Below are 25683 nucleotides of genomic sequence, written 5' to 3'. Positions count from 1 at the left end.
ATGACCCGCACCCTGCGCCCGGCGCTGCCCACCCTCGCCCTCGTCGTCGCCCTGTCCGCCTGCTCCACCGCCGGGGCGGCCGACAGCGGCCAGAGCCCGACCGGCGACCCGGTCTCCGGTGGCACCCTCGACGTCGCGTTCTTCCCGGACAACGCCGCCTTCGCCTGCGTCGACCCGTTCCAGACCTACTGGATCGAGCACCGCACGGTGATCAGGAACTTCGCCGACTCGCTGACCGACCAGGACCCGGAGACCGGCGAGCTGGTGCCGTGGCTGGCGACCGACTGGGAGGTCGCCGACGACGGGCTGTCCTACACCTTCGACCTGCGCGACGACGTGACGTTCTCCGACGGCACCGCGTTCACCGCCGAGTCGGTGAAGCTGGCGTTCGACTCCGGTGCCGCCACCCTGGAGCAGCTGCCGACCGCCTACGGCGCGGTGTACCTGGCCGGTTACGACTCCACCGAGGTGGTGGACGACGACACGGTGGTGGTGCACTTCAGCACCCCGAACTCCGCCTTCTTGCAGGGCACCTCGACCACCAACCTGGCGATCCTGGCCGCCTCGTCGTACCAGGCGACCCCGGAGGAGCGCTGCCTCGGGGACGTGGTCGGTTCCGGGCCCTTCGTGCTGGACAGCTACTCCCCCGGCCAGAGCACGGTGCTGACCAAGCGGGACGGCTACGCCTGGGGCTCCGAGCTGCGGGAGAACACCGGCGAGGCGTACCTGGACGGCATCACCTTCACCTACGTGGCGGAGGACAGCGTGCGGGTGGGTCAGCTCACCTCGGACGCCATCGACATCGCCTGGCCGCGCAACCCGATCAGCGAGAACGACACCGCCCTGATCCAGTCCTCCGGTGACACGGTGGTCAGTCGGTCGCTGCCCGGCCCGGCGAACAACTACTACCCGAATGTCGCGGACGGCAAGATCCTGGCCGACGAGCGGGTCCGGCACGCGCTGCAGCAGGCGATCGACCGGGACAGCTACGCCTCGACCATCTTCGGCACCGAGTACCCGTCGGTGACCAGCATCTACGACACCACCACCCCGGCCTACCAGGACCACGGCGACGACCTGGCCTACGACGCCGACGGTGCCGCCGAGCTGCTGGACGAGGCGGGCTGGACGCTCGGGGACGACGGCTACCGGCACAAGGACGGTCAGAAGTTGACCCTCTCGACGCCGGTGATCGCCCAGTTCTCCGCCGGCGACCAGCTGATCCAGGACCAGCTCAAGGCGGTCGGCATCGACCTGGAACTGAACGTGATCACCCAGGCCCAGCGCTCCGAGGTGCTGGCAGCCGGTGACTACGACCTGATCAGCACCTACTACACCCGCGCCGACCCGGGTGTGATCCAGTGGATCATCGACGCCCGGTACGCCGGATCGCAGGCCCAGGCGGTGAACGCCCTGACCCCGGAGCAGACCACCGAGGTGCAGGCACTCCTGGACCAGGGCACCACCACGCTGGACACCACCGCCCGGGCCGAGGTCTACGCCGAGCTCCAGCAGTACTACCTGGACCACGCGCTGGCGTTCCCGACCTTCGAGCGGGTGCAGACCGCCGGCGTGTCGGCCGCGGTGCACGGTTTCCGGTTCACCTCGGAGTCCTTCGGGGACTTCGCCGGCACCTGGATCACCCCGTGACCGCCGCGGCGGTCCTGGCCCCGCCCCGGGTCAGGTCCCTGCGCTGGGGCCCGGCCGGGTACATCACCGGCCGGGTGCTGCAAGCGGTCGGCGTGCTGTGGGCCGCCTACACCGTCACCTTCGCCATCCTCTGGCTGCTGCCCAGCGACCCGCTGGCGATGGTGCTGTCGGCCAACAACGTCGAGCTGGACTCGCTCACCCCGGCCCAGCTCGCCGAGGCCCAGGCACGGTACGGCCTGGACCAGCCGGTGCTCGGGCAGTACTGGTCGATGCTCACCGGGGCACTGCACGGCGATCTGGGCACCTCCACCACCAAGGGCATCCCGGTCACCGAGCTGATCGCCCAGCGCCTGCCCGGCACGCTGCAACTCTCCGGCCTGGCGATCCTGATCGCGCTCGGCGGCGGGGTACTGGTCGCCTGGCTGGCCGCCTCCGTCCGGTGGTCGCCGCTGCGCCTGCTGCTGACCCGGTTGCCGTCCGCCGGGGTGGCGTTCCCGTCGTTCTGGATCGGCCTGCTGCTGATCCAGGTCTTCGCCTTCAGCCTCGGCTGGCTGCCGTCCACCGGGTCGGCGGGCCCGCAGGCGTTGATCCTGCCCGCCGTCACGATGGCGATCCCGACCGGTGCCGCCTTCGCCCAGGTGCTCACCCGCAGCCTCACCGACACGCTGGCCGAGCCGTACATCACCACCGCCACCGCCACCGGATTGAGCCGGGCGGCGGTGATCGGGCGGCACGCGCTGCGCAATGCCGCCCTGCCCACCCTGACCATCCTCGGTCTGCTGGTCGGCGGCACCGTCACCGGCGCGATCGTCACCGAGACGGTGTTCGCCCGGCAGGGGGTGGGCACCCTCGCCCAGGAGTCGGTGCTGAACCAGGACGTCCCCGTGGTGCAGGCGATCGTCGTGCTGGCGGCCGCCGCCTTCGTGCTGGTGAACCTGCTGGTCGACCTGCTCTACCCGCTGCTCGACCCCCGGATCGCGAGGTCACGATGACAACCCTCACCCAGCCCCGGGTCGCCACCGCCGCACCGGTGGTCGACCTGCCCGCCCGCGGCACCACCGGCCGGGCGGCCCGACGCCGGGCCACCGCGCGGGCGCTGCTGCGCCGGCCCGGCTTCCTGATCGCGCTGGCGTTCACCGGCTTCGTGATCCTGTCGGCCCTGGCGCCGACCTGGTTCACCTCGGCCGACCCCTATGCGACGGCACCGGCCGACAAGCTGCTGCCGCCGAGTGCCGCCCACCTGTTCGGCACCGACGAGCTGGGCCGCGACCTGTTCTCCCGGGTGCTGCACGGCGGGGCGCTCACCATCCAGGCCACCGCGCTGGCGATCGGCATCGCGCTGGTCGGCGGACTCGGCCTCGGGGTGCTCAGCGGGTTCGTCGGCGGCTGGGTGGACGCCCTGGTGATGCGGGCGGTGGACGTGCTGCTCGCCATCCCCGGTCTGCTGCTCGCCCTGGCCATCGTGACGGCCGTCGGCTTCGGCACCGTGCCGGTCGCGGTGGCGGTCGGGGTCGGGATCATCCCGGGCTTCGCCCGCACCACCCGCGCCGAGGTGCTGCGGGTCAAGACGCTGCCCTACGTGGAGGCGGCCCGCACCGGCGGCGGCTCCTGGGGCCGGGTGCTGCTGCGGCATGTGCTGCCGAACTCCTGGGGCCCGGTGGCGGTGCTCGCGGTGCTGGACTTCGGCGCGGCGATCATCGCGGTGGCGGCGCTGTCCTTCCTCGGGTTCGGGGCCGAGCCGCCGGCCGCCGAGTGGGGGACGCTGATCTCCGCCGGGCGGAACTACCTAGTGACCAGCCCGTGGCTGAGCCTGCTGCCGGGCCTGTTCGTCGGCCTGCTGGTCCTGGCGTTGAACCACCTGGCCCGCACGGTCGAGGAGGTCGGCCGATGACCGCCGTCGCCCGGCTCACCGGGCTGGAGGTCACCTACGGCCAGCACGCCCCCGCCGTCCGGGGTGTCTCGCTCGACATCGCCCCCGGCGAGGTGCTGGCGGTGGTCGGCGAATCCGGCTCCGGCAAGACCACCACCGCCGCCGCGCTGCTCGGGCTGCTGCCCGCCGCCGGTCGGATCACCGGCGGCCGCATCGAGGTCGACGGCCTGGACGTGACGCATGCCGGTGAGCGGGTGCGCCGGGGGCTGCGCGGCCGGGTGGTCGGTCTGGTGCCGCAGGACCCGATGGTCGGCCTGGACCCGACCCGCCGGGTCGGCAGCCAGCTGGCCGAGGCGGTGCGCCTGCGCGGGGTCCCGCGACGGGCGGCCCAGGTGGAGGTACTGCAGCTGCTGCACGAGGCCGGGGTGGACGATCCCGAGCTGCGTGCCCGGCAGTACCCGCACGAACTGTCCGGCGGGCTGCGGCAGCGGGTGCTGATCGCCCTCGCCCTGGCCGGCAAGCCACGCCTGGTGGTCGCCGACGAACCGACCTCCGCGCTGGACGTGACGGTGCAGCGCCGGATCCTGGACCACCTCACCGGACAGGTCCGGGACACCGGCACCGCGCTGCTGATCATCACCCACGACCTGGCGATGGCCGCCGACCGGGCGGACCGGATCGTGGTGATGCAGGACGGTCGGGTGGTGGAGCACGGGCCTACCGCCACCGTGGTCGAACGCCCGCAGGAGCCGTACACCCGCCGGCTGATCGCCGCGGCACCCGGTCTGCGCGGCTTCCGGCTCCGGGCCGACGACCCGGCCCCCGAGGTGCTTCGGCTCACCGGGGCCACCGTCGACTTCCCCGGCTCGGGCCGGGTGCTGGACGGGGTGGACCTGGCGGTGCAGCGCGGCCGCACCCTGGCGGTGGTCGGTGAGTCGGGTTCCGGCAAGACCACGGCCCTGCGGGTGGCCCTGGGTCTCCAGCGGCTGACCGCCGGTCGGATCGAGCTGGACGGGCAGGACCTCACCGACGCCGGGTGGAAGCAGTGGCGACCGCTGCGCCGCCGGATCCAGCTGGTGCACCAGAACCCGTTCGCCGCCCTGGACCCACGGTTCACCGTGGCCGAGTCGGTGGCCGAACCGCTGGTGTCCTTCGGGATCGGCGACCGCCGCTCGCGCGGCACCCGGGCGGCCGAGCTGATCGAGCGGGTCGGGTTGCCCTCGGACGCCCTGTCCCGGCTGCCGGCCGAACTCTCCGGTGGGCAGCGGCAGCGGGTCGCCATCGCCCGGGCACTGGCACTGGACCCGGAGATCCTGCTGCTGGACGAACCGGTGTCGGCCCTCGACGTGTCGGTGCAGGCGCAGATCCTCGATCTGCTGGCCGAACTGCAACGCGACCTCGGGGTGTCCTACCTGCTGGTCTCGCACGACCTGGCGGTGGTGGCCCAGGTCGCCCACCGGGTCGCCGTGCTGCACCGCGGCCGGTTGGTGGAGTCGGGCCCGACGGCGGAGGTGTTCACCGCGCCGCGGCACGACCGGACCCGCGACCTGCTGGACGCGGTGCCGGGCCGCCTGGCGGTGACCCGATGACCGCCGCCCTCGACCTGGTGCAGCTGCGTTCCTTCGTCGCCATCGCCGACTGCGGTGGCTTCGGCCGGGCGGCGGTCGCGCTGCACCTGAGTCAGCCCACCGTGAGCCAGCACGTGCGCAGCCTGGAACGGCGGCTGCACACCCCCCTGGTCGAACGGCAGGGCCGTGGCACCCGGTTCACCCCGGCCGGCGAGCGCCTGCTGGCCGAGGCACGACGCATCCTCGCGGTGCACGACGACGCCCTGGCCCGGCTGGACGCCGCCGGTCGGCGCACCGTGGTGATCGGCTCCACCGAGACCGCCGCCGACCAGGTGCTGCCCGGACTGCTCACCGCGCTCAAGGACGCCTACCCGGACCGGCCGGTGCAGTTCAGCATCGACCGCTCGACCCAGATGGCCGAGGCGATCGACCGTGGCTCCATCGACGTGGCGGTGCTGCTCGCCCTCGGTCCGCAGACACCGGGCCGCCCGGTCGGCACCCTGCCGCTGCGCTGGTTCGCCCGGCCGGGGCTGTCCCTGGACGACACCGTCCCGCTGGTCGCCTACTCCGAGCCGTGCGGCATGCGGCGGCGGGCGATGACCGAACTCGGCGAGGCCGGCCGTCGGGTCCTGCTGGCGGCCGAGTCCACCAGCCTGGAGGGCGTGATGGCCGCCGCCCGGGCCGGACTCGGGGTGGCGGTGCTGCCCAGCGCCGGGGCGGTGCCCGCCGGGTTGGTGGAGCGCACCGACCTGCCGCCGCTGGGGGTCGCCGCGATCCATCTGGCGGTGCGCCGCGGGCTGGACGTCGACCTGGAAGCCGCCGCGCTCGGCGCCCTCGAGCTCTTCTTCACCACTCTCACCAGGAGCACCGTCCATGACCACTGACCACCTGATCGACGCCGTCGCACTCGACCGCCTGCTCGGTTCCGGTGCGCCGGTCCGGCTGCTCGACGTCCGCTGGACCCTCCCGGTGCCGGACGGCCGACCGGCCTACCGGGCGGGCCACCTGCCCGGGGCGGTCTACGTCGACCTGGACACCGAGCTCGCGGCCCCGCCGTCGCACGCCGGACGCCACCCGCTGCCCGCCATCGAGGACCTGCAGGCGGCGGCCCGCCGCTGGGGTCTGCGGACCGGGGACACCGTGGTGGTCTACGACGACAACGCCGGGCAGTCAGCCGCCCGGGCCTGGTGGCTGCTGCGCTGGGCCGGGGTCGCCGACGTGCGCCTGCTCGACGGCGGACTCGCCGCGTGGCGCGCCGCCGGGCTGGCGGTGAGCCAGGACGATCCGGCCCCGTTGCCCGGCGACGTCACCCTCAGTGCCGGGCACCTGCCCACCCTGGACGCCGACGGTGCGGTGCAGGCGGCACTGCTGCTGGACGCCCGGGCGGCCGAGCGCTACCGCGGGGAGTCCGAGCCGATCGACCCCCGGGCCGGACACATCCCCGGTGCGGTGAGCGCCCCCACCGCAGCGAACGTCACCGCCGACGGCACCTTCCGACCGGTCGCCGAGCTGGCCGCCCGGTTCAGCGCCCTCGGTGCCCGGCCCGGCAGCCCGGCCGGGGTCTACTGCGGCTCCGGGGTCACCGCCGCCCATCAGGCGCTCGCGCTCACCGTCGCCGGGTTCGACCCGGTGCTCTACCCCGGCTCCTGGTCCGCCTGGTCCGCCGATCCCACCCGTCCCGTCGTCCTGGGACCCCACCCCACGGCCGAGGAGGCCCTGCGATGACCGTCACCGATCCCACCACCCCCACCGCCGCCGCCATCCGCACCTGGTCCGAGCCGGAACACCTCGCACCCCGCGGCACCCTGATCCTGGTGGTCGGCCGGGGCGAGACCCCGGAGGTGTACCAGCGCTTCGGCAGCCGGATCGCCGCGGACGCCTACCGGGTGATCGCGGTGGACGACGACCCGAGCGCCCCGGCCACGGCCGCCGCACTGCTGGCCGACCACACCCTGCCCGGGCCCCGCGTCCTGGTGGGGGTGGACGCCGGTGCGCTCACCGCCGTCGAGCTGGTCCGCTCCGGTGCGGCCGCCGATGCTGTGGTCCTGGCCGGGCTGCCGGTGGTCCCCGGTCCGCTGGGTCAGGCCTGGGGCGGCAGCTGGGAGACCGAGATCGCCGCCCGCACCGCCTGCCCGAACCACCGCGGCGTGCTGGCCCGCAGCGCCCGACGAGGTCTCGGCGGCAGCGCCGACACCCTCGTGCTGCCGATCGCGCCGGTCACCCCGGGCGTGCTGGGCGTGCCGACCCTGGCGGTGCACGGGGCCGCCGATCCGATCAGCCCGGCCGCCGACGCGCTGCCGGTGTTGGCAGGGCTCGGCGCGGAGGTCACCGTGGTCACCGACGGGTTGCACGACGTGCTCAACGACGTCCAGCACCGCTCGGTCGCCGCCACCGTGATCCTGTTCCTGGAGCGCCTGCGCTCCGGGTCGACCGTGGTGCGCCCGGCATGACGGTCACCCTGGACGACCTCGCCCCCACGGACCGGTCGGTCGCCGCCCGCACCGCCGCGCACAGCGACAGGTCCGGCTGGTCACCGGGAACGCCGCCGGATGCGGTGGTCCGCCCGGGCAGCATCGCCGAGGTGCAGGCGGTGCTGCGCTGGGCCACCGCCGAGCGGGTCACCGTGGTGCCGCGCGGCGCCGGGACCGGCCTGACCGGGGGCGCCTCGGCCACCGCCGGGCAGGTCGTGCTGGATCTGTCGGGGCTGGACGCCATCGAGTCGATCGACCCGGTCACCCGCACCGCCGTGGTGCAGCCCGGGGTGATCGTGGCCGACCTGGACCGGGCCGCCGCCGCCCACGGCCTGCGCTACGCCCCGGACCCGGGCAGCGTCGCCATCGCCAGCATCGGCGGCACCATCGCCACCAATGCCGGCGGGCTGCGCTGCGCCCGGCACGGCGGCACCCGGGAGGCGGTGCTGGGCCTGGACGTGGTGCTGGCCGACGGCGAGCTGCTGCGCACCGGCACCGCCGGGCCGCGCAGCGTCACCGGATACGACCTGACCTCCCTGTTCGTGGGTTCGGAGGGGACGCTCGGGATCGTGGTCCGGGCCACCGTCCGGCTGCAACCGCTGCCGGTGTCCACCGCCACCGTCGCCGCCCTGTTCCCCGATGTCGCCACCGCCGCCGCGGCCGCGCTGACCATCCCGGCCGCGGACACCTTGGAGCTGCTGGACGGCGCCACGCTGGCCGCCGTGGACCCGGTGCTGGCCACCGACGGAGCCGCCTTCCTGCTGATCCAGTTGGAAGGACCCTCCGCCCTCGCCGAGGCCGCCGCCCTCGCCGACCGGATCCGGCCCACGGCGGTGCGGGTGGACATCACCGACGACCCCGCTCGCTCCGAGCGCCTGATCGCGACCCGCCGGGGTGCGCTGCCCGCGGTGCAACGACTCGGGCGGGTGCTGATCGAGGACGTCTCGGTGCCCCGGACAGCACTCGCCGAGACGCTGGCCGGGATCGCCGCGATCTCCGACAGCACCGGGGTCCCGGTGTTCACCTTCGCCCATGCCGGCGCCGGGGTGATCCACCCCCTGGTGCTCACCGACGACGGGGCCGTCACCCCTCGGGTGCAGGAGACCGTGGACGCCATCGTGGCGCTGGCGCTGCGCCTCGGCGGCACTCTCAGCGGCGAACACGGGATCGGCGTCCTGAAGCGCCGCTGGCTGGCCGACGAGCTGGACCCGGTCGCCCGCACCACCCTGCACCGGATCAAGGACGCACTCGACCCGGCCGGGGTGCTCAACCCCGGCAAGGCGATCTGAGAGGACCGAACCATGACCACCGTCGTCACCCTGATCGGCAATCCCCGCCCCGGCTCGCGCACCGCCGGTGCCGCCGACACCACCGCCGCCTTCCTCGCCAACCGCCTCGACCTGACACCGGGCGACTCGATCGACCTCAGCGGCCTGGCCGCCGACTTGTTCGCCGCCGAGCACCCCCGTGCCGACGTCGCCCTACGCAGCGCCGCCGACGCGGGGGTCCTGGTCGTCGCCACCCCGGTGCACAAGGCGTCCTTCACCGGACTGCTCAAGGCGTTCCTCGACCTCTACGGCCCCCGTGGCCTCGCCGGGGTCGTCGCCGTCCCGCTGGTGGTGCCCGGCGACCCGGGCCACGCCCTGGTCGGCGAGGCCCACCTGCGCCCGGTGCTGGTCGAGCTGGGGGCGATCGTGCCCACCCGTTCCCTGGTGGTCACCGCCGGACAGCTGACCGCCATCGACGACCAGCTCGCCGCCTGGTGGGCGACCGAGGAACCGGCGCTGCGCCGGACCGTGACCGTGGAGGCGATCCGATGACCACCCTGCACCAGCTGGAGGCCGACCTGATCGAGCAGGACGAGCCGCAGCTCACCCCGGAGCAGTACAAGACGGTGTTCCGGCAGCACGCCGCCGGGGTCGCCGTGGTGACACTGCTGGACGACGCCGGTCCGGTCGGCTTCACCGCCACCTCGGTCATCTCGGTCTCGGCGTCCCCGCCGCTGCTGGCGTTCAGCATCGACTCCGGCTCCTCGTCCTGGCCCGCGCTGTCCCGGGCGAAGACCCTGGTGGTGAGCTTCCTGGCGCACGACCAGGCGGCGCTCTCCGGCAGGTTCGCCGCCCGGGGGGTGGACAGGTTCGCCGAGGGTGGCTGGTCGCAGCTGCCCACCGGTGAGCCGGTGCTGGACGGCGTGCAGTCCTGGGTGCGGGGACGGGTGGTGCAGCGCACCCCGGTGGGCACCAGCTTCCTGGTCTCGGTGCGAGCGCTGGACCATGCCACCCGCCCGGAGGCCGAGCCGCTGGTGTACCGGGATCGGGCGTACTACGCGCTCACGCCGCAGGACTGACCAGCCACTGGCCACCGACCGATGAGCGAACGCGGCCACCCGCCGCAGGGGTGGATCAGTCCGCGCCGGCGACTAGCTGGAATGATTCTCATTACGTGCTAAGTTCCTTCCCACCACATCGACCCACCTGGGAAGGAGTCGGCGCGGCCCGTCCGCGCCCTCAACCATGAACACCCGCACCCGACCCTTCGCCGCCCTCGGCGCCGGCCTCACCGCCGCCCTGCTGCTGGCCGCCTGCGGACAGTCCGACGACACCACGACCGCCGCCGCGACCACCACCCCCGAGCCGACCGCCACCGCGCAGGAGTCGGCCAGCCTCAAGCCGCGCCTGGTCCTCACCTACGACGGCGGCATCCAGGTCCTCGACGCCACCACCCTGGACCTGGTCGCCGACCTGGAGCTGGACGGCTTCAACCGGGTCAACCCGGCCGGCGACGGTCGGCACGTGCTGGTGTCCACCGCGGGAGGCTTCCAGGTGCTCGACGCCGGGACCTGGGGTCAGGCACACGGCGACCACTCGCACTTCTTCACCGCCGACCCGACCCTCACCGACCTCACCTACAGCGCCGAGACCCCCGGCCACGTCGTCGTGCACGAGGGCCGGACCGCCCTGTTCGACGACGGCACCGGCCAGGTCACCGTCGTCGACTCCGCGGCGATCGCCGATCCCGACGCCGAGCGGCGCGAGTTCACCACCCCCGAGGCGCACCACGGCGTCGCGGTGGAACTGCACGACGGCAGCGTCGTGGTCTCCGAGGGCGACGAGGACGCCCGCACCGGCATCCGACTGCTGGCCGCCGACGGCATCGAGACCGCCGTGAACGACCAGTGCCCCGGCGTGCACGGTGAGGCGATGGCCGCCGAGGAGACCGTGGTGATCGGCTGCGAGGACGGCGCCCTGGTGGTCGCCGACGGGCAGATCACCAAGGTCACCAGCCCGGACGCCTACGGCCGGATCGGCAACCAGGCCGGCTCCGAGGAGTCCCCGGTCGTGCTCGGCGACTACAAGTCCGACCCGGACGCCGAGCTGGAGCGCCCGACCCGGGTCAGCCTGATCGACACCCGAACGGCGGCCCTGACCCTGGTCGACCTGCCGTCCTCCTACACCTTCCGCTCGCTGGCCCGCGGCGACGACGGTGAGGCCCTGGTGCTCGGCACCGACGGCAACCTGCACGTGATCGACCCGGAGACCGGCACCCTGGTCCGATCCATGCCGGTGCTGGACGCGTGGGAGGAGCCGGAGAATTGGCAGGAGCCGCGCCCGGCGATCCGGGTGCACGAGGGCACCGCCTACATCACCGACCCGGCGAACGACCGACTGCTGGCCGTCGATGTGCTCACCGGCGAGGTCTGGAACACCACCGACCTGTCGGTCACCCCGAACGAGCTGACCGTCGCCACCGGCGAGGGCGCCGCGCACGGGGCCGACCACGAGGACCACGACCACGAGGACCACGAGCACTGAGTCCGACACGACGACGGCCCGACCCCGCATCCACCGCGGGGCCGGGCCGTCGTCGTTGCGCTCAGTGCGAGCGCAGTGCCTCGATCAGCTCGTCCTTCTTCATCTCCGAACGGCCCTCGATGTCCAGTTCGGCCGCCCGCTTGCGCAGGTCGTCGACCGTCCAGTCGTCGTAGGACCCGGACTCGCCGCCCTTCTTGCCCACGTCGCTGCGTCCTCGCGCCGCGGCGGCGTTGGCGATCCGGGCCGACTTCTCCTTGCTGTTCCCCTCGTCCCGGAGCTCCTCGTAGAGCTCCTTGTCCTTGACGCTGGGACCGGGATCGCGTTCCGGCATGGTGAGCCTCCTTCGGGTGTCCCTGTCGACTGTGCGCCGGAGCGCGGCGCCTCGCATCCCGGCGCGGGCAGCCCACCGTCCTGGCAGCACACCCGTCCGGGCGGGACACCCGTCGGGAACGGCTCAGCCGTCCAGGAACCGGCGGACCGCCTCCACCACCAGCGCGTGGTCCTCCGCCTGCGGCAGCCCAGAGACCGTGACCACGCCGACGACGCCGACCCCCTCGACGTGCACCGGGAACGCCCCGCCGTGCGCCGCGTACTCCTGCACCGACAGCCCCTGCTTCTCCGCGAAGGTGGTCCCCGCCGCCCGGTGCCGGAGACCGGCCAGGAAGGAGGAGGTGCCGAAGCGTTCCACCACCCGGGTCTTGCGCTCGATCCAGCTGTCGTTGTCCGGGGTCGTGCCCGGCCGTGCGGCGTGGAACAGCTGCTGACGGCCGCGGCGGATGTCCACCGTGACCGCCAGCTGCCGCCCGGCGGCGAGGGCGACCAGCAGGCAGCCCAGCTCCCAGGCGTCGTCATTCGTGAAGGTCGCGAACCGCAGCTCGCGCTCCTGTGCTTCCACCTCCGCCACCAGGCGGCTCAGGTCCTCGCTCATCCCGCCAGCATGTCAGCCCCGGCGGCGCGCCCGCAGCACGGCATCGGCCACCTCGTGCTGACGGCCCGCGTGCTCCTCCGTCCGGGGCCGTGACTCGGCGACCTCGATCTGCCACTCGTCCGGATCCAGCAGCGCCGCCACCTGCTCCGCGGTGACGAACCAGTCCTCCAGAGCGCCCAGGCCGTCCCGCAGGTGCCGGTCGTGCGGGTGATGGCCGACGATCAGCAGCGTGCCCCCCGGTGCCACCGCCGCGGCCATCCGGCGGAACAGGTCGTCCCGGATACCGGGCTCCGGGTGCAGGAAGTGCGAGGTCACCAGGTCGTAGCGCCGTCCGTCGTCCCATTCCCCGACATCGGCGCGCTCGGTGCGGACCGCCACGCCCTGCTCGGCCGCGAGCGCCGCCACCTTGTCCAGGGCGCCCTGCGCGATGTCGACCGCCGTCACGTCCCAGCCGCGCGTCGCCAGCCACACCGCGTCCCCGCCCTCGCCGGCACCGATGTCCGCGGCGGTTCCCGGGGTCAGGGTCGCCGCCTCGGTCTCCAGCACCCGGTTCGGCCGCCCGGACCAGACCCGCTCGGTTCCGGCGTACCGGTCCTCCCAGTAGTCCCGGCCGGTGGGCGGACGGTGCATCGCGCGGGTGGTGTCCTCCTCGATCAGCTCCATGTTCAGCATCGCCGCGGCCATCTGCCCTTCGGCTGCCGCGACCACCACCTGCGCACTGAGGTCGGTCACGTTGCCCGCCGCACGCACCCCCGGCACCACCGTCTGGCCGCGATCACCGGTCGGCAGGAAGCTCGATCCGGGGAACGGCCCCTCCTCGGCGACCAGTCCCAGCCCGTCGAGTCCGTCCAGACGCGGGCGCATCGGCGCACCGGTGGCGATCACCTCGGCCTCCAGCACCCGACCGGAGGCCAACCGGATCCCGGTGACCGCATCCGCCTCGACCAGCACCTCGGCCGGGGCATCCTCGACGACGGTGATCCCCAGCGCCGCGAGCTTCGCCCGGTCGTCGGCCTCGGGGGTGGTCGGGGTGACCCAGGTCAGCGCGGCGGTCCAGTTCCGCCAGAGCAGTGCCTGGTGCATCGAGCCGAGCAGCACGATCCGCCGGTCGCGCACCTCCCAGCCGTGGCAGTACGGGCAGTGCACCACGTCCCGGCCCCAGCGAGCGCGCAAGCCGTCGACCTCCGGCAGCTCGTCGACCAGCCCGGTGGCGACCAGCACCCGGCGAGCCCGGACCTCGGCCCCGCCGTCCAGGGTGGCGAGGAAGCCGTTGCCCTCTGGCACAGCCGCCGTCACCCGCCCGTGATGCAGCCGCACCCCGTAGCCCTCGACCTCGGCGCGACCGCGCGCCAGCAGGTCGGCCGGGGGCAGCCCGTCGTGCCCCAGGAAGCCGTGCATGTGCGCCGCCGGGGCGTTGCGCGGTTCCCCGGCGTCCACCACCAGCACCGACCGTCGGGCCCGCCCCAGGGTCAGCGCACCGCTCAGCCCGGCCGCGCCGCCCCCGATCACCAGGACGTCCACCTCGTGCATCTCTCGCTCCGTTCGTCGTGGACCTGGAGCGTCCCGCCCGAAGCGTCCGCTTGACAACATCTGTTGCCGGTTCGGCAAACTGGGCGGGTGACCGACGACGACACCCCGATCCTGGACGGGGTCGGCCCCCGGCTGCGCGCCCTCCGGCAGAGCGCGGGCGCGACCCTGGCCGACCTGTCCGCGACCACCGGCATCTCGGTCAGCACGCTGTCCCGGCTGGAGTCGGGGCAGCGCCGACCCACCCTGGAGCTGCTGCTTCCCCTGGCCCGCGCCCACCAGGTCCCGCTCGACGACCTGGTGCCCGACGCCGACACCGGCGACCCGCGGGTCCATCCACGCCCCACCGTGCGGCACGGCGTCACGTTCCTGCCGCTCACCCGCCGCCCGGGCGGGGTGCAGGCGTACAAGATGATCATGCCCGGCGCCGACCCGGCCGCACCGCCGCGGGAGCTGCGGGTGCACGAGGGGTATGAATGGCTCTACGTGCTCTCCGGCGCGATCCGGCTGCGGCTCGGCGACCACGACATCACGCTCGGCCCCGGTGAGGTCGCCGAATTCGACACCCGCACTCCGCACCTGATCGACAACGCGCTCACCACCCCGACCGAGACCCTCGCCCTGTTCGGCCCGCAGGGCGAGCGGATGCACGTCCGCGCCCGACCCAAGAAGCCGAGCGCCTAGGGCTCAGCCGAGCACCAGCACCCCGGCCAGCACGCACAGCGGCGCCAGCCACAGCCCTTGCACCAGCAGCCCGCGCACCGGCACATGGGTCAGCATCCGACGGCACCGCTGCCACCACAGCACCGTCGCCAGCGACGCCCACGGGGTGAGCAACGGCCCGGCCCCCACCCCGATCAGCACCGCCGCCAACCGGGTCGGATCGCCGCCCGCCGCCGGTTCCACCACCAGGTAGCCCGGCAGGTTGTTCAGCAGGTTCGCCGCCCCGGTCGCCAGCCCCGCCAGCACCAGCAGCGGCCCGGTGCCGGTCCCGTCCGGCGCCAGCCCCGCCACCCAGTCACCCAGCCCGCGCACCTGCGCCGTCTCCACCGCGACGAACAGCCCGCCGACCACCAGCAGCATCCGCCACGGCACCAGCTGTCCGACCGGGGTCGGCAGCCCGCCGCGCCGCCAGGCACCCACCACCAGCAGCGCCACCGCCGCGATCCCGGCCACCGCCCACACCGGCAGCCCGGCGACGAAGCCGACCGCCATCACGCCGACCACCGCCGCCGTCACACCCAGCAGCACCCGGTCCGGCGGCACGTACCGCTCCCCGGCCTCGAACCCGCCGCGCAACCGGTCCCGGCCCCGGACCGCCAACACCACCACGGTCACCGCGACCACCACCAGCGCCGGCAGCCACATCACCCCGAGGTAGCTCACCCCCGCCGCCGCGAACCGGTGATCGGCCAGCAGATTGGTCAGGTTCGACACCGGCAGCAGCAGCGACGCCGTGTTCGCCAGCGCCACCACGGTCAGGGCGTAGAACACCGCCGTCCGCTCGTCGCCACCGCCCACCCGGCGCCCGGCCCGGATCGCCAACGGGGTCAGCAGCACCGCCGTCGTGTCCAACGACAACACCACCGTCGAGGCGACCGCCACCAGCACCAGCAGCGCCCACAGCGCCCAGCGTCGCCCCCGGGCCAACCGCGCCGCACCGTCGGTCGCCGCATCGAACAGCCCCGCCACCGCGCAGCACTCGGCGACGATCGTCAGCGCCGCCACGAAGCCCAGCACCGGCAGCACCCGCCCCGCGAGCGCCTCCGCGTCCGACCCCGGCAGCAGCCCACTGACCAGCAACCCGGCCGCCACGACCACGGCCACCGCCCACCAGGGCACCCGACGCAACACACTCAGCACCCGCCGACTGTAGGGCCGTCGCCCGGGACCGGCGCACCGACCGACTGTCGTTCACCCGGGATCGCCCGGGCGCGCCCGTCAGTCCAGCAACCCCCGCTCCAGCGCCGGCGCCAGCACCGGCGTCAGCGGCAGCCGCGGGATCAGCGTCGCCTGCACCGCGTGGTACAGGTCCGCCTTGCCCGCCCATACGGTCCGGGACACCCGGTTGTCGGTGCCCAGCTCGTGCCACCAGGACCCGCCGACCCGGTCGATCAGGAACTCCTCCGCGTAGTCCCACCAGGTGGCGTACCACCGCTCGAAGCGCGCGTCCCCGGTGGCGGCGTGCAGCGCGGCCGCAGCGGCGATCCCCTCAGCGACCACCCAGTGCATCCGCTCGCGCACCACCGGCTGCCCGGACCAGTCCACGGTGTACACGAAGCCCGGCGCGCCGTCGACGTCCCAGCCCTCGCGCACGGCGGCGTCGAACAGCGCGATCGCGTCGTCCAGCATCCAGGCCGGCGCGACCACCCCGGCAGCGGTGATCGCCGCGCGGGCGTGCAGGGTGAGCCGGGCCCACTCCAGCCAGTGCCCGATGGTGGCGCCGTAGGGCCGGAACGGGTGTGCCGGGGTGTCGGCGTTGTACTCCAGGTCGGCGTTCCAGTCGGTGTCGAAGTGCTCGGGGATCCGCCAGGAGTTCCCGCGCGCGAAGTCGTGCACCACCCGGGTGATCATCCGGACGGCCCGGTCCAGCCAGATCCGCTCGCCGGTCACGTCGGCGGCCGCCAGGTACGCCTCCACGGTGTGCATGGTGGCGTTCACCCCGCGGTAGGGGTCGAGGGTGCTGAACGACCGGTCCCAGGACTCGACGACCATCCCGGCCTCCTCGTCCCAGAACCGCTGCTCGGAGACGGTGAGCGCCTCGCGCAGCAGCTCCGCCGCACCGGGCCGCCCGGCCGCGGTCGCCGAGGCCGATGCCAGCACCACGAAGGCGTGCGGGTACGCGCCCTTGGCGTCGTCCGTCGGCCCGTCCGGCCCCGCCTCGGTGAACCAGCCGCCGTGCTCGGCGTCCCGGAACAGTCCGGTGAGCGCTGCCAGCCCGTGGTCGACCAGCGGCGCGCAGCCGGGCCGACCGAGCAGGGTGCCGAGGGCATACACATGGGTCATCCGACAGGTGATCCACAGCTCGGCCGGACCGCCCTGCGGCGACCCGTCGTCGTCGAGCCGGGTGAAACCTCCGGCGGGGTCGGCGGCCCCACGCCCGAAGGCGAGCAACCGGTCGGTCTCGGACTCCAGCCAGCGATGATGCGCGGGCGCCGTCAGCCACGTCATGGCGTTCACCCTAGTCCGGTGAGCGTTTCGCCACGTTGACAGCGCCGACGCAGCCGCCAGACTGGTGATACCACCGGCTCGACCGGTGCTCTCGCCCCCCTGCCCGTGACCCGCCCTGGAGCATCGTGTCCCCTACCACCGCGCGCCCGAGCAGCACCCTCGACGGCATGACCGCCGTCCTGTTCGACCTGGACGGTGTGCTGACCCCGACCGCCGTCGTGCACATGCATGCCTGGGCCCGGTTGTTCACCCCGGTGCTCGACCAGCACGGCGTCGCCCCCTACTCCGACGCCGACTACTTCGCGTTCATCGACGGCAAGCCCCGGTACGACGGGGTGCGCAGCCTGCTGACCAGCCGAGGCATCGACCTGCCCTGGGGCGACCCGACCGACGCTCCGGAGGCGGAGACCGTGTGCGGTCTGGGCAACCGGAAGAACGCGGTGTTCACCGAGGTGCTGCGCACCGAGGGCGTGACCCCGTACCCGGGCTCGGTCGCCCTGGTGGACGCGCTGATCGCCGACGGCCGACGGGTCGCCGTGGTGTCCTCCTCCCGCAACGCGGTGCCGGTGCTGGCAGCCGCCGGTCTGACCGACCGGTTCCCGGTGGTGGTCGACGGCCTGGTCGCCGCCGCACGGCACCTGCCCGGCAAGCCCGCCCCCGACACCTACCTGGATGCCGCCGCCCAGCTCGGCGTGCCGGCCGCCCAGGCCGTCGTGGTCGAGGACGCGGAGTCCGGGGTCGCCTCCGGCCGGGCCGGCGACTTCGGCCTGGTGGTCGGAGTGGACCGGGGCGCCGGGGCCGAGACCCTGATCGCACACGGCGCCGACCTGGTGGTCGACGACCTGGCCGAACTGCTCGAAGGAAGCACCTCCCTGTGAACCCCTCCTCCCTGTTCACCCCCGACCCCATCGATCGGCACCGGTTCCCGCCGGATGCCTGGGGCCTGCGCGAGACCCGTTACGACGCCGGCGACCTGGGCCGCACCGAGACCCTGTTCGCGGTGGCCAACGGGTACCTCGGCATGCGCGGCAACGTCGAGGAGGGCCGCGACTCCTTCGCCCACGGCACCTTCATCAACGGCTTCCACGAGACCTGGCCGATCCGGCACGCCGAGGAGGCCTACGGCTTCGCCCGGGTGGGCCAGACCATCGTCAACGTGCCGGACGCCAAGGTCCTGCGGCTGTACGTCGACGACGAGCCGCTGCTGCTCACCGTCGCCGACCTGCACCAGTACGAGCGCACCCTGGACTTCCGGGACGGGGTGCTGCGGCGTGAGCTGATCTGGCAGACCCCCTCGGGCAAGACGGTCCGGGTGCGCAGCCGCCGCATGGTCTCCTTCACCGAACGGCACCTGGCGGTGATGACCTACGAGGTCACCCTGCTGGACGCCGACGCCCCGATCGTGGTCTCCAGCCAGATGCTCAACCGGCAGGACGGCCAGGACGAGTACCACGTGCGCGCCGCCGCGATGGGTGAGGGCTTCGACCCGCGCAAGGCCGAGACGCTCGCCGACCGGGTGCTGGTGCCGAGCCTGCACTGGGCCAAGGACGGTCGCTACGTGCTGGGCTACCGGGTCGCCGACTCCGGCATGACCCTCGCCGTGGCCGCCGATCACACCATCGAGACCGAGAACTCCTTCGAGGAGCGGACGATGGTGGAGGAGGACCTGGCCAAGCACGTCTACCGGATCGACGCCAAGCAGGGGCAGACCGTCACCATCACCAAGGCGGTGACCTACCACTCCTCGCGGGGCGTCCCGGCGAAGGAGCTGGTCGACCGCTGCCGTCGCACCCTGGACCGGGTGCAGGCCGAGGGCATCGAGCAGCAGTTCGCCGAGCAGCGGTGCTGGCTGGACGACTTCTGGGCGCGCAGCGACGTCGAGGTGCCCGGTCAGCCCGAGCTGCAGCAGGCGGTCCGGTGGAACCTGTTCCAGATCGCGCAGGCCACCGCCCGCGCCGAGGGCAACGGCATCCCGGCCAAGGGCCTGACCGGTTCCGGCTATTCGGGTCACTACTTCTGGGACACCGAGATCTACGTCCTGCCGTTCCTGACCTACACCTCGCCGCGGATCGCCCGGAACGCCCTGCGGTTCCGGTACACGATGCTGGACGACGCCCGGAAGCGGGCCGCCGAGCTGAACCAGAACGGCGCGCTGTTCCCGTGGCGGACGATCAACGGCGAGGAGGCCAGCGCCTACTACGCCGCCGGGACCGCGCAGTACCACATCGACGCGGACATCGCCCATGCCGTCAAGCAGTACGTCGCCGCGACCGGGGACGAGGGCTTCCTGGCCCGCGAGGCGGTCGACATCCTGGTGGAGACCGCGCGGATGTGGGCCGATCTGGGCTTCTGGCGCGGGCACAACGGTGACAGCAGCTTCCACATCCACGGCGTGACCGGCCCGGACGAGTACACCACCGTGGTGAACGACAACCTGTTCACCAACGTGATGGCCCGGGCGAACCTGCGCGCCGCCGTGGACGCGGTGACCCGGCTGGCCCAGGACGACCCGGGCTCGCACGCGGCGCTGATGGAGCGGCTGCACCTGACCCAGGACGAGCTGGACGAGTTCGCCCGGGCCGCCGAGCGGATGGCGATCCCCTTCGACGACCGGCTCGGCATCCACCCGCAGGACGCCCAGTTCCTGGAGAAGGAACTGTGGGACCTGGCGAACACCGACCCGTCCAAGCGCCCGCTGCTGCTCTACTACCACCCGCTGGTGATCTACCGGTTCCAAGTGCTCAAGCAGGCCGACGTCGTGCTGGCGCTCTTCCTCCAGGGCGACCAGTTCACCGCGGAGCAGAAGCTGGCCGACTTCGACTACTACGACCCGCTGACCACCGGTGACTCCACGCTGTCAGCGGTCGTCCAGTCGATCATCGCCTCCGAGGTCGGCTACCAGGAGCTCGCGCTGCGGTACTTCACCTCGGCCGCCTACGTGGACCTGGCCGACCTGCACCACAACACCTCGGACGGGGTGCACGTCGCCTCTCTGGGTGGGGTGTGGAGCGCACTGGCCTGCGGCTTCGGCGGCATGCGGGACCATGGCGGCGTCATCTCCCTCGACCCGCGACTGCCCGAGGTGTGGGACGGGTTGACCTTCCGGATCACGATCCGCGGCACCCGGGTGCGGGTCGACGTCCGGCACACCGAGCTGCGGCTCACCGTGGAGGACGGCGACCAGGCGAACCTCGTGGTGCGGGACCGTCCGGTCACCGTCCGCGCCGGCGAGCCGGTCACCATCGCCCTGGCACCGGCCCCGCGCCTGATCGGCACGCCGACGGTGCGGGACATCGAGGGCAGCCGCCGCGCCGACGGCACGGTCATCACCGCCAGCGTGCCGGACCACCCGGCCATCGCCGTCACACCGCCGGGGAGCTGACGCCTCAGCCTGAGCACAGCCCCGTCGGCCTACAGTCGGCCGATGGACCGCGCCCAGATCTTCGCCCTGATCGCCGGGGCCGTCATGATCACCGCGATCTGCCGTCGCAAGGGGTGGCCCGCGCCCCTGGTGCTGGTCGCTGCCGGTCTGGTGGTCTCGGCGATCCCCGGCGTGCCCGAGTACGACATCGACCCCGAGCTGATCCTGGAGTTCGTCCTGCCGCCGCTGCTGTTCTCGGCGGCCCGGTCGTCGTCGTACCAGGACATGCGGCGGTCGCTGAACTCGATCGTCCGGCTCGGGGTCGGCCTGGTAGTGGTGTCGGCGGTGGCGGTCGCCTTCGTCGCCTGGGCACTGGTGCCGGAACTGCCGTTCGCCGCCGCCCTGGTGCTCGGCGCCGTGGTCGCCCCGCCGGATGCGGTGGCCGCGACGGCGGTGGGACGCAAGCTGGGTCTGCCGCGTCGGCTGATGACGGTGCTGTCCGGCGAGAGCCTGATCAACGACGCCACCTCGCTCACCCTGTACAAGGTGGCGCTGGCCGGGGTCGCCTCCGGCGCCTGGGCCTGGTCGGCCGGGCTGGAGACCTTCGCGCTGGCGGTGCTGGTCGGCGTCTCGCTCGGCCTGGTGATCGGCGGGGTGGTGCACGCCCTGCGGCTGCGCTTCGACGACTCGGTGGTGTCGTCCACGGTCGCGCTGCTCACCCCGTTCGCCTGCTACTGGGGCGCCGAGCACCTGGGGGGCTCCGGCGTCCTGGCGGTGGTCGCCGCCGGGCTCTACCTCGGCCACACCGCCCCGCGCGCCGGGTACGCGACCCGGCTGGTGCAGGACCCGATCTGGGAGACCCTGGACCTGCTGCTGGAGTCCTTCACCTTCGCCCTGATCGGGGTGCAGCTGCCCTGGCTGATCGCCGACGTGCGCGCGTCGAACGAGGGCCTGCGCCCCGCCCTGGTACTGGCCGTCGCGGTGTTCGGCACCGTGCTCCTGGTCCGGCCGCTGTACGTCTTCGCCACCACCTGGGTGGACAACCTGCGCCTGCCCGGATCACACCGGGAGACCTCGGACTCGCTCTCGGTGAAGGAGTCCGCGGTGGTGTCCTGGGCCGGGATGCGCGGGGTGGTCACCCTGGCCGCGGCCGCGGCGATCCCCGCCGTCGCCGATGCCACGGACTTCCCCGACCGGGCGACCCTGCAGCTGGTCGCCTACAGCATCGCGATCGGCACCCTGCTGCTGCAGGGCCTGAGCCTGCCCTGGCTGATCCGGCTGCTCGGGGTGCGGTCCGAGGACGCCGTCCGGGACCGTGCCCAGGAGGCCCAGCTGCGGATGGCCACCGGCCGCGCCGCCCAGCAGGTGATCGAGGAGCGGCGCCGCCGGTGGGAACCGACCCTCGGGGCCGCCCGCGCCACCGTGCTGACCCGGGGGCTGGCCGAGGGCATCGCCCGCCGTGAGCGGGCCACCGTCGTGATGCTCGACCCGACGATCGCCAGCGACGAGGATCTGGCCAAGGTCAGCACCGACCGCAGCCGAGCCCTGCAGGACCTGCGCCGGGACGTGGTCGCCGCCCAGCGCGCGGTGCTGATCGAGGAGCGCGACGCCGGGCACGTCGACGAGGTGGTGATCCGCCAGGTGCTGCGCGAACTGGACCTGGAGGACGAATCACTGGACGCCGCGCCGATCAACCGGATCTAGCCGTCTGCGCATAGCGCCCGAACCGGACAGCGCGCCCGGGCCCAAGGTCCGTGGGACGTGTGACCCAGACTTTGTGAATGCAGTCACGTAGTCTCGTTCTCACGAGGTCACCGTCGCCCTCACCCCATTCCATCGGATACACCCGGGAGTCCCGCGTGACCACCACCACGAGCACTGACACCGGCGTCGCCGCTGCCATCGACCAGCTGGTCGCAGGCGCCACCAAGGCACTGGCGGAGTACGCACGTTTCACTCAGGAGGACGTCGACCGCCTGGTGAAGAAGGCAGCCGTCGCCGCCCTCGACCAGCACGGCCACCTCGCCGAGCTCGCCGTCCAGGAGACCGGACGCGGCGTCTTCGAGGACAAGGCCGTCAAGAACATCTTCGCCTGCGAGCACGTCACCAACTCGATGTCCGCCCTCAAGACCGTCGGCGTGATCAACGAGGACGAGATCAACGGCATCACCGAGATCGCCGAGCCGGTCGGCGTCATCTGCGCCATGACCCCGGTGACCAACCCGACCTCCACCGCGATCTTCAAGTCGCTGATCGCGCTGAAGACCCGCAACCCGATCATCTTCGCCTTCCACCCGAACGCGCAGCAGTCGTCGGTGGCGGCGGCGAAGGTCGTCCGGGACGCGGCGATCGCCGCCGGCGCCCCCGAGCACTGCATCCAGTGGGTCGAGGCGCCGTCGATGGAGGCCACCAGCACCCTGATGAACCACCCCGGGGTCTCCACCATCCTGGCCACCGGCGGCAACGCGATGGTGAAGGCGGCGTACTCCTGCGGCAAGCCCGCCCTGGGTGTCGGCGCCGGCAACGTCCCGGCCTACATCGAGAAGTCGGCCAAGCTGAAGCGCGCCGTCAACGACGTGGTGCTGAGCAAGTCCTTCGACAACGGCATGATCTGCGCCTCCGAGCAGGCCGTCATCATCGACGACGAGATCTACGACACCGCACTGGCCGAGTTCGCCGTGCTGCACGCCTACCGGGTCTCCAAGAAGGAGAAGGCGCTGCTGGAGAAGTTCATCTTCGGGGTCGAGGCCAAGGGCAAGAACTGCGCCGACGCCAAGCTGAACCCGACCGTGGTCGGCAAGTCCCCGCAGTGGATCGCCGAGCAGGCGGGCTTCACCGTCCCGGCCGACACCTCGATCATCCTGGCCGAGGTCACCGGGGTCGGCCCGCACGAGCCGCTCACCCGGGAGAAGCTGTGCCCGGTGCTCGCCGTGCTGCGCGCCACCAGCACCGAGCAGGGCATCCAGCTCGCCGAGCAGATGGTCGAGTTCGACGGCCTGGGTCACTCGGCCGCGATCCACACCCAGGACGAGGCCCTGACCGTCGAGTACGGCCGCCGGGTCAAGGCGATCCGCGTGATCTGCAACGCCCCGTCGTCGCTGGGCGGCATCGGCGACATCTACAACGCCTTCATCCCGTCGCTGACCCTGGGCTGCGGCTCCTACGGCCACAACTCGGTGTCGAACAACGTGTCGGCGATCAACCTGGTGAACATCAAGCGAGTGGGCCGGAGGAACAACAACTTGCAGTGGTTCAAGGTCCCGGCCAAGACGTACTTCGAGCCGAACGCGATCCGTTACCTCTCCGACATGGCCGACGTCGAGCGCGTCACCATCGTCACCGACTCCACGATGACCACCCTCGGCTTCGTCGACAAGGTGCTCGACGTGCTGAACCGCCGGTCCAACAAGGTCTCGGTCCAGATCATCGACCAGGTCGAGCCGGAGCCCTCCGTGCAGACCGTGCAGGCAGGCGCCGCCCAGATGCGGCACTTCCGCCCGGACACGATCATCGCCCTCGGCGGTGGCTCCCCGATGGACGCCGCCAAGGTGATGTGGCTGCTGTACGAGCACCCGGAGATCGTGTTCAGCGACCTCAAGCAGAAGTTCTTCGACGTCCGCAAGCGGGCGTTCAAGTTCCCGGTGCTCGGTGACCTGGCCAAGCTGGTCTGCATCCCGACCACCTCGGGCACCGGCGCCGAGGTCACCCCGTTCGCGGTGATCTCCGACCCGGAGGCGGGCAAGAAGTACCCGCTGGCCGACTACGCCCTGACCCCGACCGTGGCGATCATCGACCCGGTGCTCACCTCGAAGATGCCGCGCTCGCTGGCGGCGGACTCCGGCTTCGACGCCCTGACCCACGCCACCGAGGCATTCGTCGCGGTCTACGCCAACGACTTCACCGACGGCATGGCGCTGCAGGCGATCCGGCTGATCTTCGACAACCTGGCCCAGTCGGTGAACGGCGACCCGGCCGACCCGGAGACCAAGGCGGCCCGGGAGAAGATGCACAACGCCGGCACCATCGCCGGGATGGCCTTCGGCAACGCGTTCCTCGGGATCGTGCACGCGATGGCCCACGTGATCGGCTCCACCTTCCACCTGGTGCACGGCCGGACCAACGCGACCCTGCTGCCGCACGTGATCCGGTACAACGGCCAGATCCCGACCAAGCTCACCAGCTGGCCGAAGTACGAGCACTACGTCGCCCCGGAGCGGTTCCAGCAGATCGCCCAGATGCTGGGCCTGCCGGCCGAGACCCCGGAGCAGGGCGTCGAGTCCTACGCCCTGGCCATCGAGGCGCTGCGGGCCAAGGTCGGCATCCCGAACTCCTTCCAGGCCCAGGGCGTGGACGAGCAGGACTTCCTGTCCCGCCTGGACGAGGTGGCGATGGGTGCCTACGAGGACCAGTGCGCCCCGGCCAACCCGCGGATGCCGATGCGCGAGGACATGAAGGACATCATGACCGCCGCGTACTACGGCACCTCGGTCGAGGAGGTGAAGGCCCGCAAGGTGGCCCCCGCCGCCGAGTGAGTCGTCCGACCACGGGTCGCCCACGGTGACCCGACGACCAGTGCCCCGTCCGCTGCGGCAAGCGGACGGGGCACTGCTGCGTCCCAGGTCCTGCCCAGGGCGGGATGTCACACTGACGCCATGCGACGCACCCCTGCCGCCCTCGCCCTGACCGTCCTGCCGCTGGCCGGCCTGCTCCTGGTGGGCTGCGCCGAGGCCCGGGACGCCGTGGACCAGGCCCAGTCGGCCGTCGAATCCGCCGGTGCCACCGTGGATCAGCTCGGTGAGCTCGCCGACCGGGCGGCCGCCGCCATCGACGACGCCGGTGCCACCCTCAACGACGCCCGGGAGCGGGTCAGCGGCACCACCGCCGCCGCCCAGGACGCGGTGACCCGCGCCGGGACCGCCCTGGACGAGGCCGATGCCGCCGTGGACGCCGCCGCGGCCGATGGTTCCGCCGCCGCCCAGGACCAGCTCGCCCAGGCCCAGACCGACCTGGAGGAGGCTCGCAGCGCGCTGGACGCCGCCGCCGGATCGGTGGACGGCGCGACCGCCGAGGCCCTGCAGGCGCTCTCCGACAAGCTGGAACAGGTCGCCGGGGACGTGCAGTCGGCGCAGAACTGAGAATCGCCCGCGCGGAATCCTTGTCGCTCGGCACCGTCCTGCCGATCCGTGGGGTATGGCGACCCATCGCACCACCCTCCGCAAGCGGCAGCACGCCGCCTGGTGGGTGGTGTGCGCGTGGTCGTCGATCCTGATCCTGGTGCTGATCGGACTGCTCGCGGCCGCGGGGCTGTGACCGGCTACCCTCGGC

23 protein-coding genes are annotated in these 25683 nt (G+C 72.8%); 18 read left to right on the top strand and 5 right to left on the bottom strand.

Annotated features, from left to right (window positions below; genetic code table 11):
- The 11 genes from HGK68_RS03835 to aztD all read left to right on the top strand — a co-directional run bounded on the left by HGK68_RS03835 (window position 1) and on the right by aztD (window position 11371).
- Entirely contained in the window at window positions 1-1650 is a 1650-nt protein-coding gene (locus tag HGK68_RS03835; RefSeq protein WP_206155796.1) for an ABC transporter substrate-binding protein, read from the top strand.
- On the top strand, window positions 1647-2642 hold the full coding sequence (locus HGK68_RS03830) for an ABC transporter permease (protein ID WP_246260563.1): 996 nt from the start codon (window positions 1647-1649) through the stop codon (window positions 2640-2642). Before HGK68_RS03835 ends, HGK68_RS03830 begins: the two co-directional genes overlap by 4 nt.
- A complete protein-coding gene (locus tag HGK68_RS03825; protein WP_169164765.1) occupies window positions 2639-3541 on the top strand; it encodes an ABC transporter permease in 903 nt (300 codons plus the stop codon). The genes HGK68_RS03830 and HGK68_RS03825 overlap by 4 nt, the downstream gene beginning before the upstream one ends.
- Window positions 3538-5109 carry a dipeptide ABC transporter ATP-binding protein gene (locus tag HGK68_RS03820; protein ID WP_169164764.1) on the top strand — a complete coding sequence of 524 codons (1572 nt, stop codon included), beginning with the start codon at window positions 3538-3540 and terminating at the stop codon, window positions 5107-5109. The genes HGK68_RS03825 and HGK68_RS03820 overlap by 4 nt, the downstream gene beginning before the upstream one ends.
- The gene (locus tag HGK68_RS03815) at window positions 5106-5972 is read left to right on the top strand and encodes a LysR family transcriptional regulator (protein ID WP_169164763.1); all 867 of its coding nucleotides are present in this window, start codon (window positions 5106-5108) and stop codon (window positions 5970-5972) included. Before HGK68_RS03820 ends, HGK68_RS03815 begins: the two co-directional genes overlap by 4 nt.
- Window positions 5962-6813 (top strand): sulfurtransferase, encoded by an 852-nt coding sequence (locus HGK68_RS03810; protein WP_169164762.1) that lies wholly within the window; start codon window positions 5962-5964, stop codon window positions 6811-6813. Before HGK68_RS03815 ends, HGK68_RS03810 begins: the two co-directional genes overlap by 11 nt.
- Window positions 6810-7538, top strand: coding sequence for an alpha/beta hydrolase (locus HGK68_RS03805; protein ID WP_169164761.1), 729 nt, complete (start codon window positions 6810-6812; stop codon window positions 7536-7538). Before HGK68_RS03810 ends, HGK68_RS03805 begins: the two co-directional genes overlap by 4 nt.
- Window positions 7535-8848: an FAD-binding oxidoreductase gene (locus HGK68_RS03800; RefSeq protein ID WP_169164760.1), complete on the top strand. Its 1314-nt coding sequence runs from the start codon at window positions 7535-7537 to the stop codon at window positions 8846-8848. The genes HGK68_RS03805 and HGK68_RS03800 overlap by 4 nt, the downstream gene beginning before the upstream one ends.
- Before the next feature lie 12 nt (window positions 8849-8860).
- On the top strand, window positions 8861-9379 hold the full coding sequence (locus HGK68_RS03795; RefSeq protein ID WP_169164759.1) for an NADPH-dependent FMN reductase: 519 nt from the start codon (window positions 8861-8863) through the stop codon (window positions 9377-9379).
- Window positions 9376-9906, top strand: a complete 531-nt coding sequence (locus tag HGK68_RS03790) for a flavin reductase family protein (RefSeq protein WP_169164758.1) — start codon at window positions 9376-9378, stop codon at window positions 9904-9906. Before HGK68_RS03795 ends, HGK68_RS03790 begins: the two co-directional genes overlap by 4 nt.
- Before the next feature lie 166 nt (window positions 9907-10072).
- Window positions 10073-11371, top strand: a complete 1299-nt coding sequence (gene aztD, locus HGK68_RS03785) for a zinc metallochaperone AztD (protein WP_169164757.1) — start codon at window positions 10073-10075, stop codon at window positions 11369-11371.
- Between the two features lie 61 nt (window positions 11372-11432).
- Here aztD and HGK68_RS03780 read toward each other — a convergent pair whose 3' ends face one another.
- From HGK68_RS03780 to HGK68_RS03770, 3 genes are all read right to left on the bottom strand, one after another.
- On the bottom strand, window positions 11433-11702 hold the full coding sequence (locus HGK68_RS03780; protein ID WP_169164756.1) for a DUF7218 family protein: 270 nt from the start codon (window positions 11700-11702) through the stop codon (window positions 11433-11435).
- 123 nt (window positions 11703-11825) lie between these two features.
- Complete coding sequence (locus HGK68_RS03775) at window positions 11826-12299, bottom strand: heme-degrading domain-containing protein (protein ID WP_169164755.1); 474 nt, start codon at window positions 12297-12299, stop codon at window positions 11826-11828.
- 12 nt (window positions 12300-12311) lie between these two features.
- The gene (locus HGK68_RS03770; RefSeq protein ID WP_169164754.1) at window positions 12312-13829 is read right to left on the bottom strand and encodes a bifunctional NAD(P)/FAD-dependent oxidoreductase/class I SAM-dependent methyltransferase; all 1518 of its coding nucleotides are present in this window, start codon (window positions 13827-13829) and stop codon (window positions 12312-12314) included.
- A gap of 87 nt (window positions 13830-13916) precedes the next feature.
- On the opposite strand from HGK68_RS03770, the gene HGK68_RS03765 reads away from it, so the two are divergent.
- Window positions 13917-14510 carry a helix-turn-helix domain-containing protein gene (locus HGK68_RS03765; protein WP_169164753.1) on the top strand — a complete coding sequence of 198 codons (594 nt, stop codon included), beginning with the start codon at window positions 13917-13919 and terminating at the stop codon, window positions 14508-14510.
- 3 nt (window positions 14511-14513) lie between these two features.
- Here HGK68_RS03765 and HGK68_RS03760 read toward each other — a convergent pair whose 3' ends face one another.
- Entirely contained in the window at window positions 14514-15689 is a 1176-nt protein-coding gene (locus HGK68_RS03760) for an SLC13 family permease (protein ID WP_246260562.1), read from the bottom strand.
- 78 nt (window positions 15690-15767) lie between these two features.
- Window positions 15768-16997, bottom strand: a complete 1230-nt coding sequence (locus HGK68_RS03755; protein ID WP_169164752.1) for an AGE family epimerase/isomerase — start codon at window positions 16995-16997, stop codon at window positions 15768-15770.
- A gap of 167 nt (window positions 16998-17164) precedes the next feature.
- Between HGK68_RS03755 and HGK68_RS03750 the strand changes: the two genes are divergently transcribed.
- The 6 genes from HGK68_RS03750 to HGK68_RS03725 all read left to right on the top strand — a co-directional run bounded on the left by HGK68_RS03750 (window position 17165) and on the right by HGK68_RS03725 (window position 25668).
- A complete protein-coding gene (locus tag HGK68_RS03750; protein WP_169164751.1) occupies window positions 17165-17875 on the top strand; it encodes an HAD family hydrolase in 711 nt (236 codons plus the stop codon).
- Entirely contained in the window at window positions 17872-20379 is a 2508-nt protein-coding gene (locus tag HGK68_RS03745; protein WP_169164750.1) for a glycoside hydrolase family 65 protein, read from the top strand. The genes HGK68_RS03750 and HGK68_RS03745 overlap by 4 nt, the downstream gene beginning before the upstream one ends.
- Before the next feature lie 42 nt (window positions 20380-20421).
- Window positions 20422-22062: a Na+/H+ antiporter gene (locus HGK68_RS03740; RefSeq protein WP_169164749.1), complete on the top strand. Its 1641-nt coding sequence runs from the start codon at window positions 20422-20424 to the stop codon at window positions 22060-22062.
- A 155-nt stretch (window positions 22063-22217) separates the two neighbouring features.
- Window positions 22218-24890, top strand: coding sequence for a bifunctional acetaldehyde-CoA/alcohol dehydrogenase (gene adhE / locus HGK68_RS03735; protein WP_246260560.1), 2673 nt, complete (start codon window positions 22218-22220; stop codon window positions 24888-24890).
- A 120-nt stretch (window positions 24891-25010) separates the two neighbouring features.
- Window positions 25011-25493, top strand: coding sequence for a hypothetical protein (locus HGK68_RS03730; RefSeq protein ID WP_169164747.1), 483 nt, complete (start codon window positions 25011-25013; stop codon window positions 25491-25493).
- Window positions 25494-25548: 55 nt separating this feature from the next.
- On the top strand, window positions 25549-25668 hold the full coding sequence (locus HGK68_RS03725; RefSeq protein WP_169164746.1) for a molybdopterin oxidoreductase: 120 nt from the start codon (window positions 25549-25551) through the stop codon (window positions 25666-25668).
- Window positions 25669-25683: the final 15 nt, after the last annotated feature.

The organism is Cellulomonas taurus, from assembly GCF_012931845.1.
GTDB lineage: Bacteria > Actinomycetota > Actinomycetes > Actinomycetales > Cellulomonadaceae > Cellulomonas > Cellulomonas taurus.
Note: the sequence above shows the minus strand (reverse complement) of the source record. Positions and strands in the feature narration are given on the sequence as shown.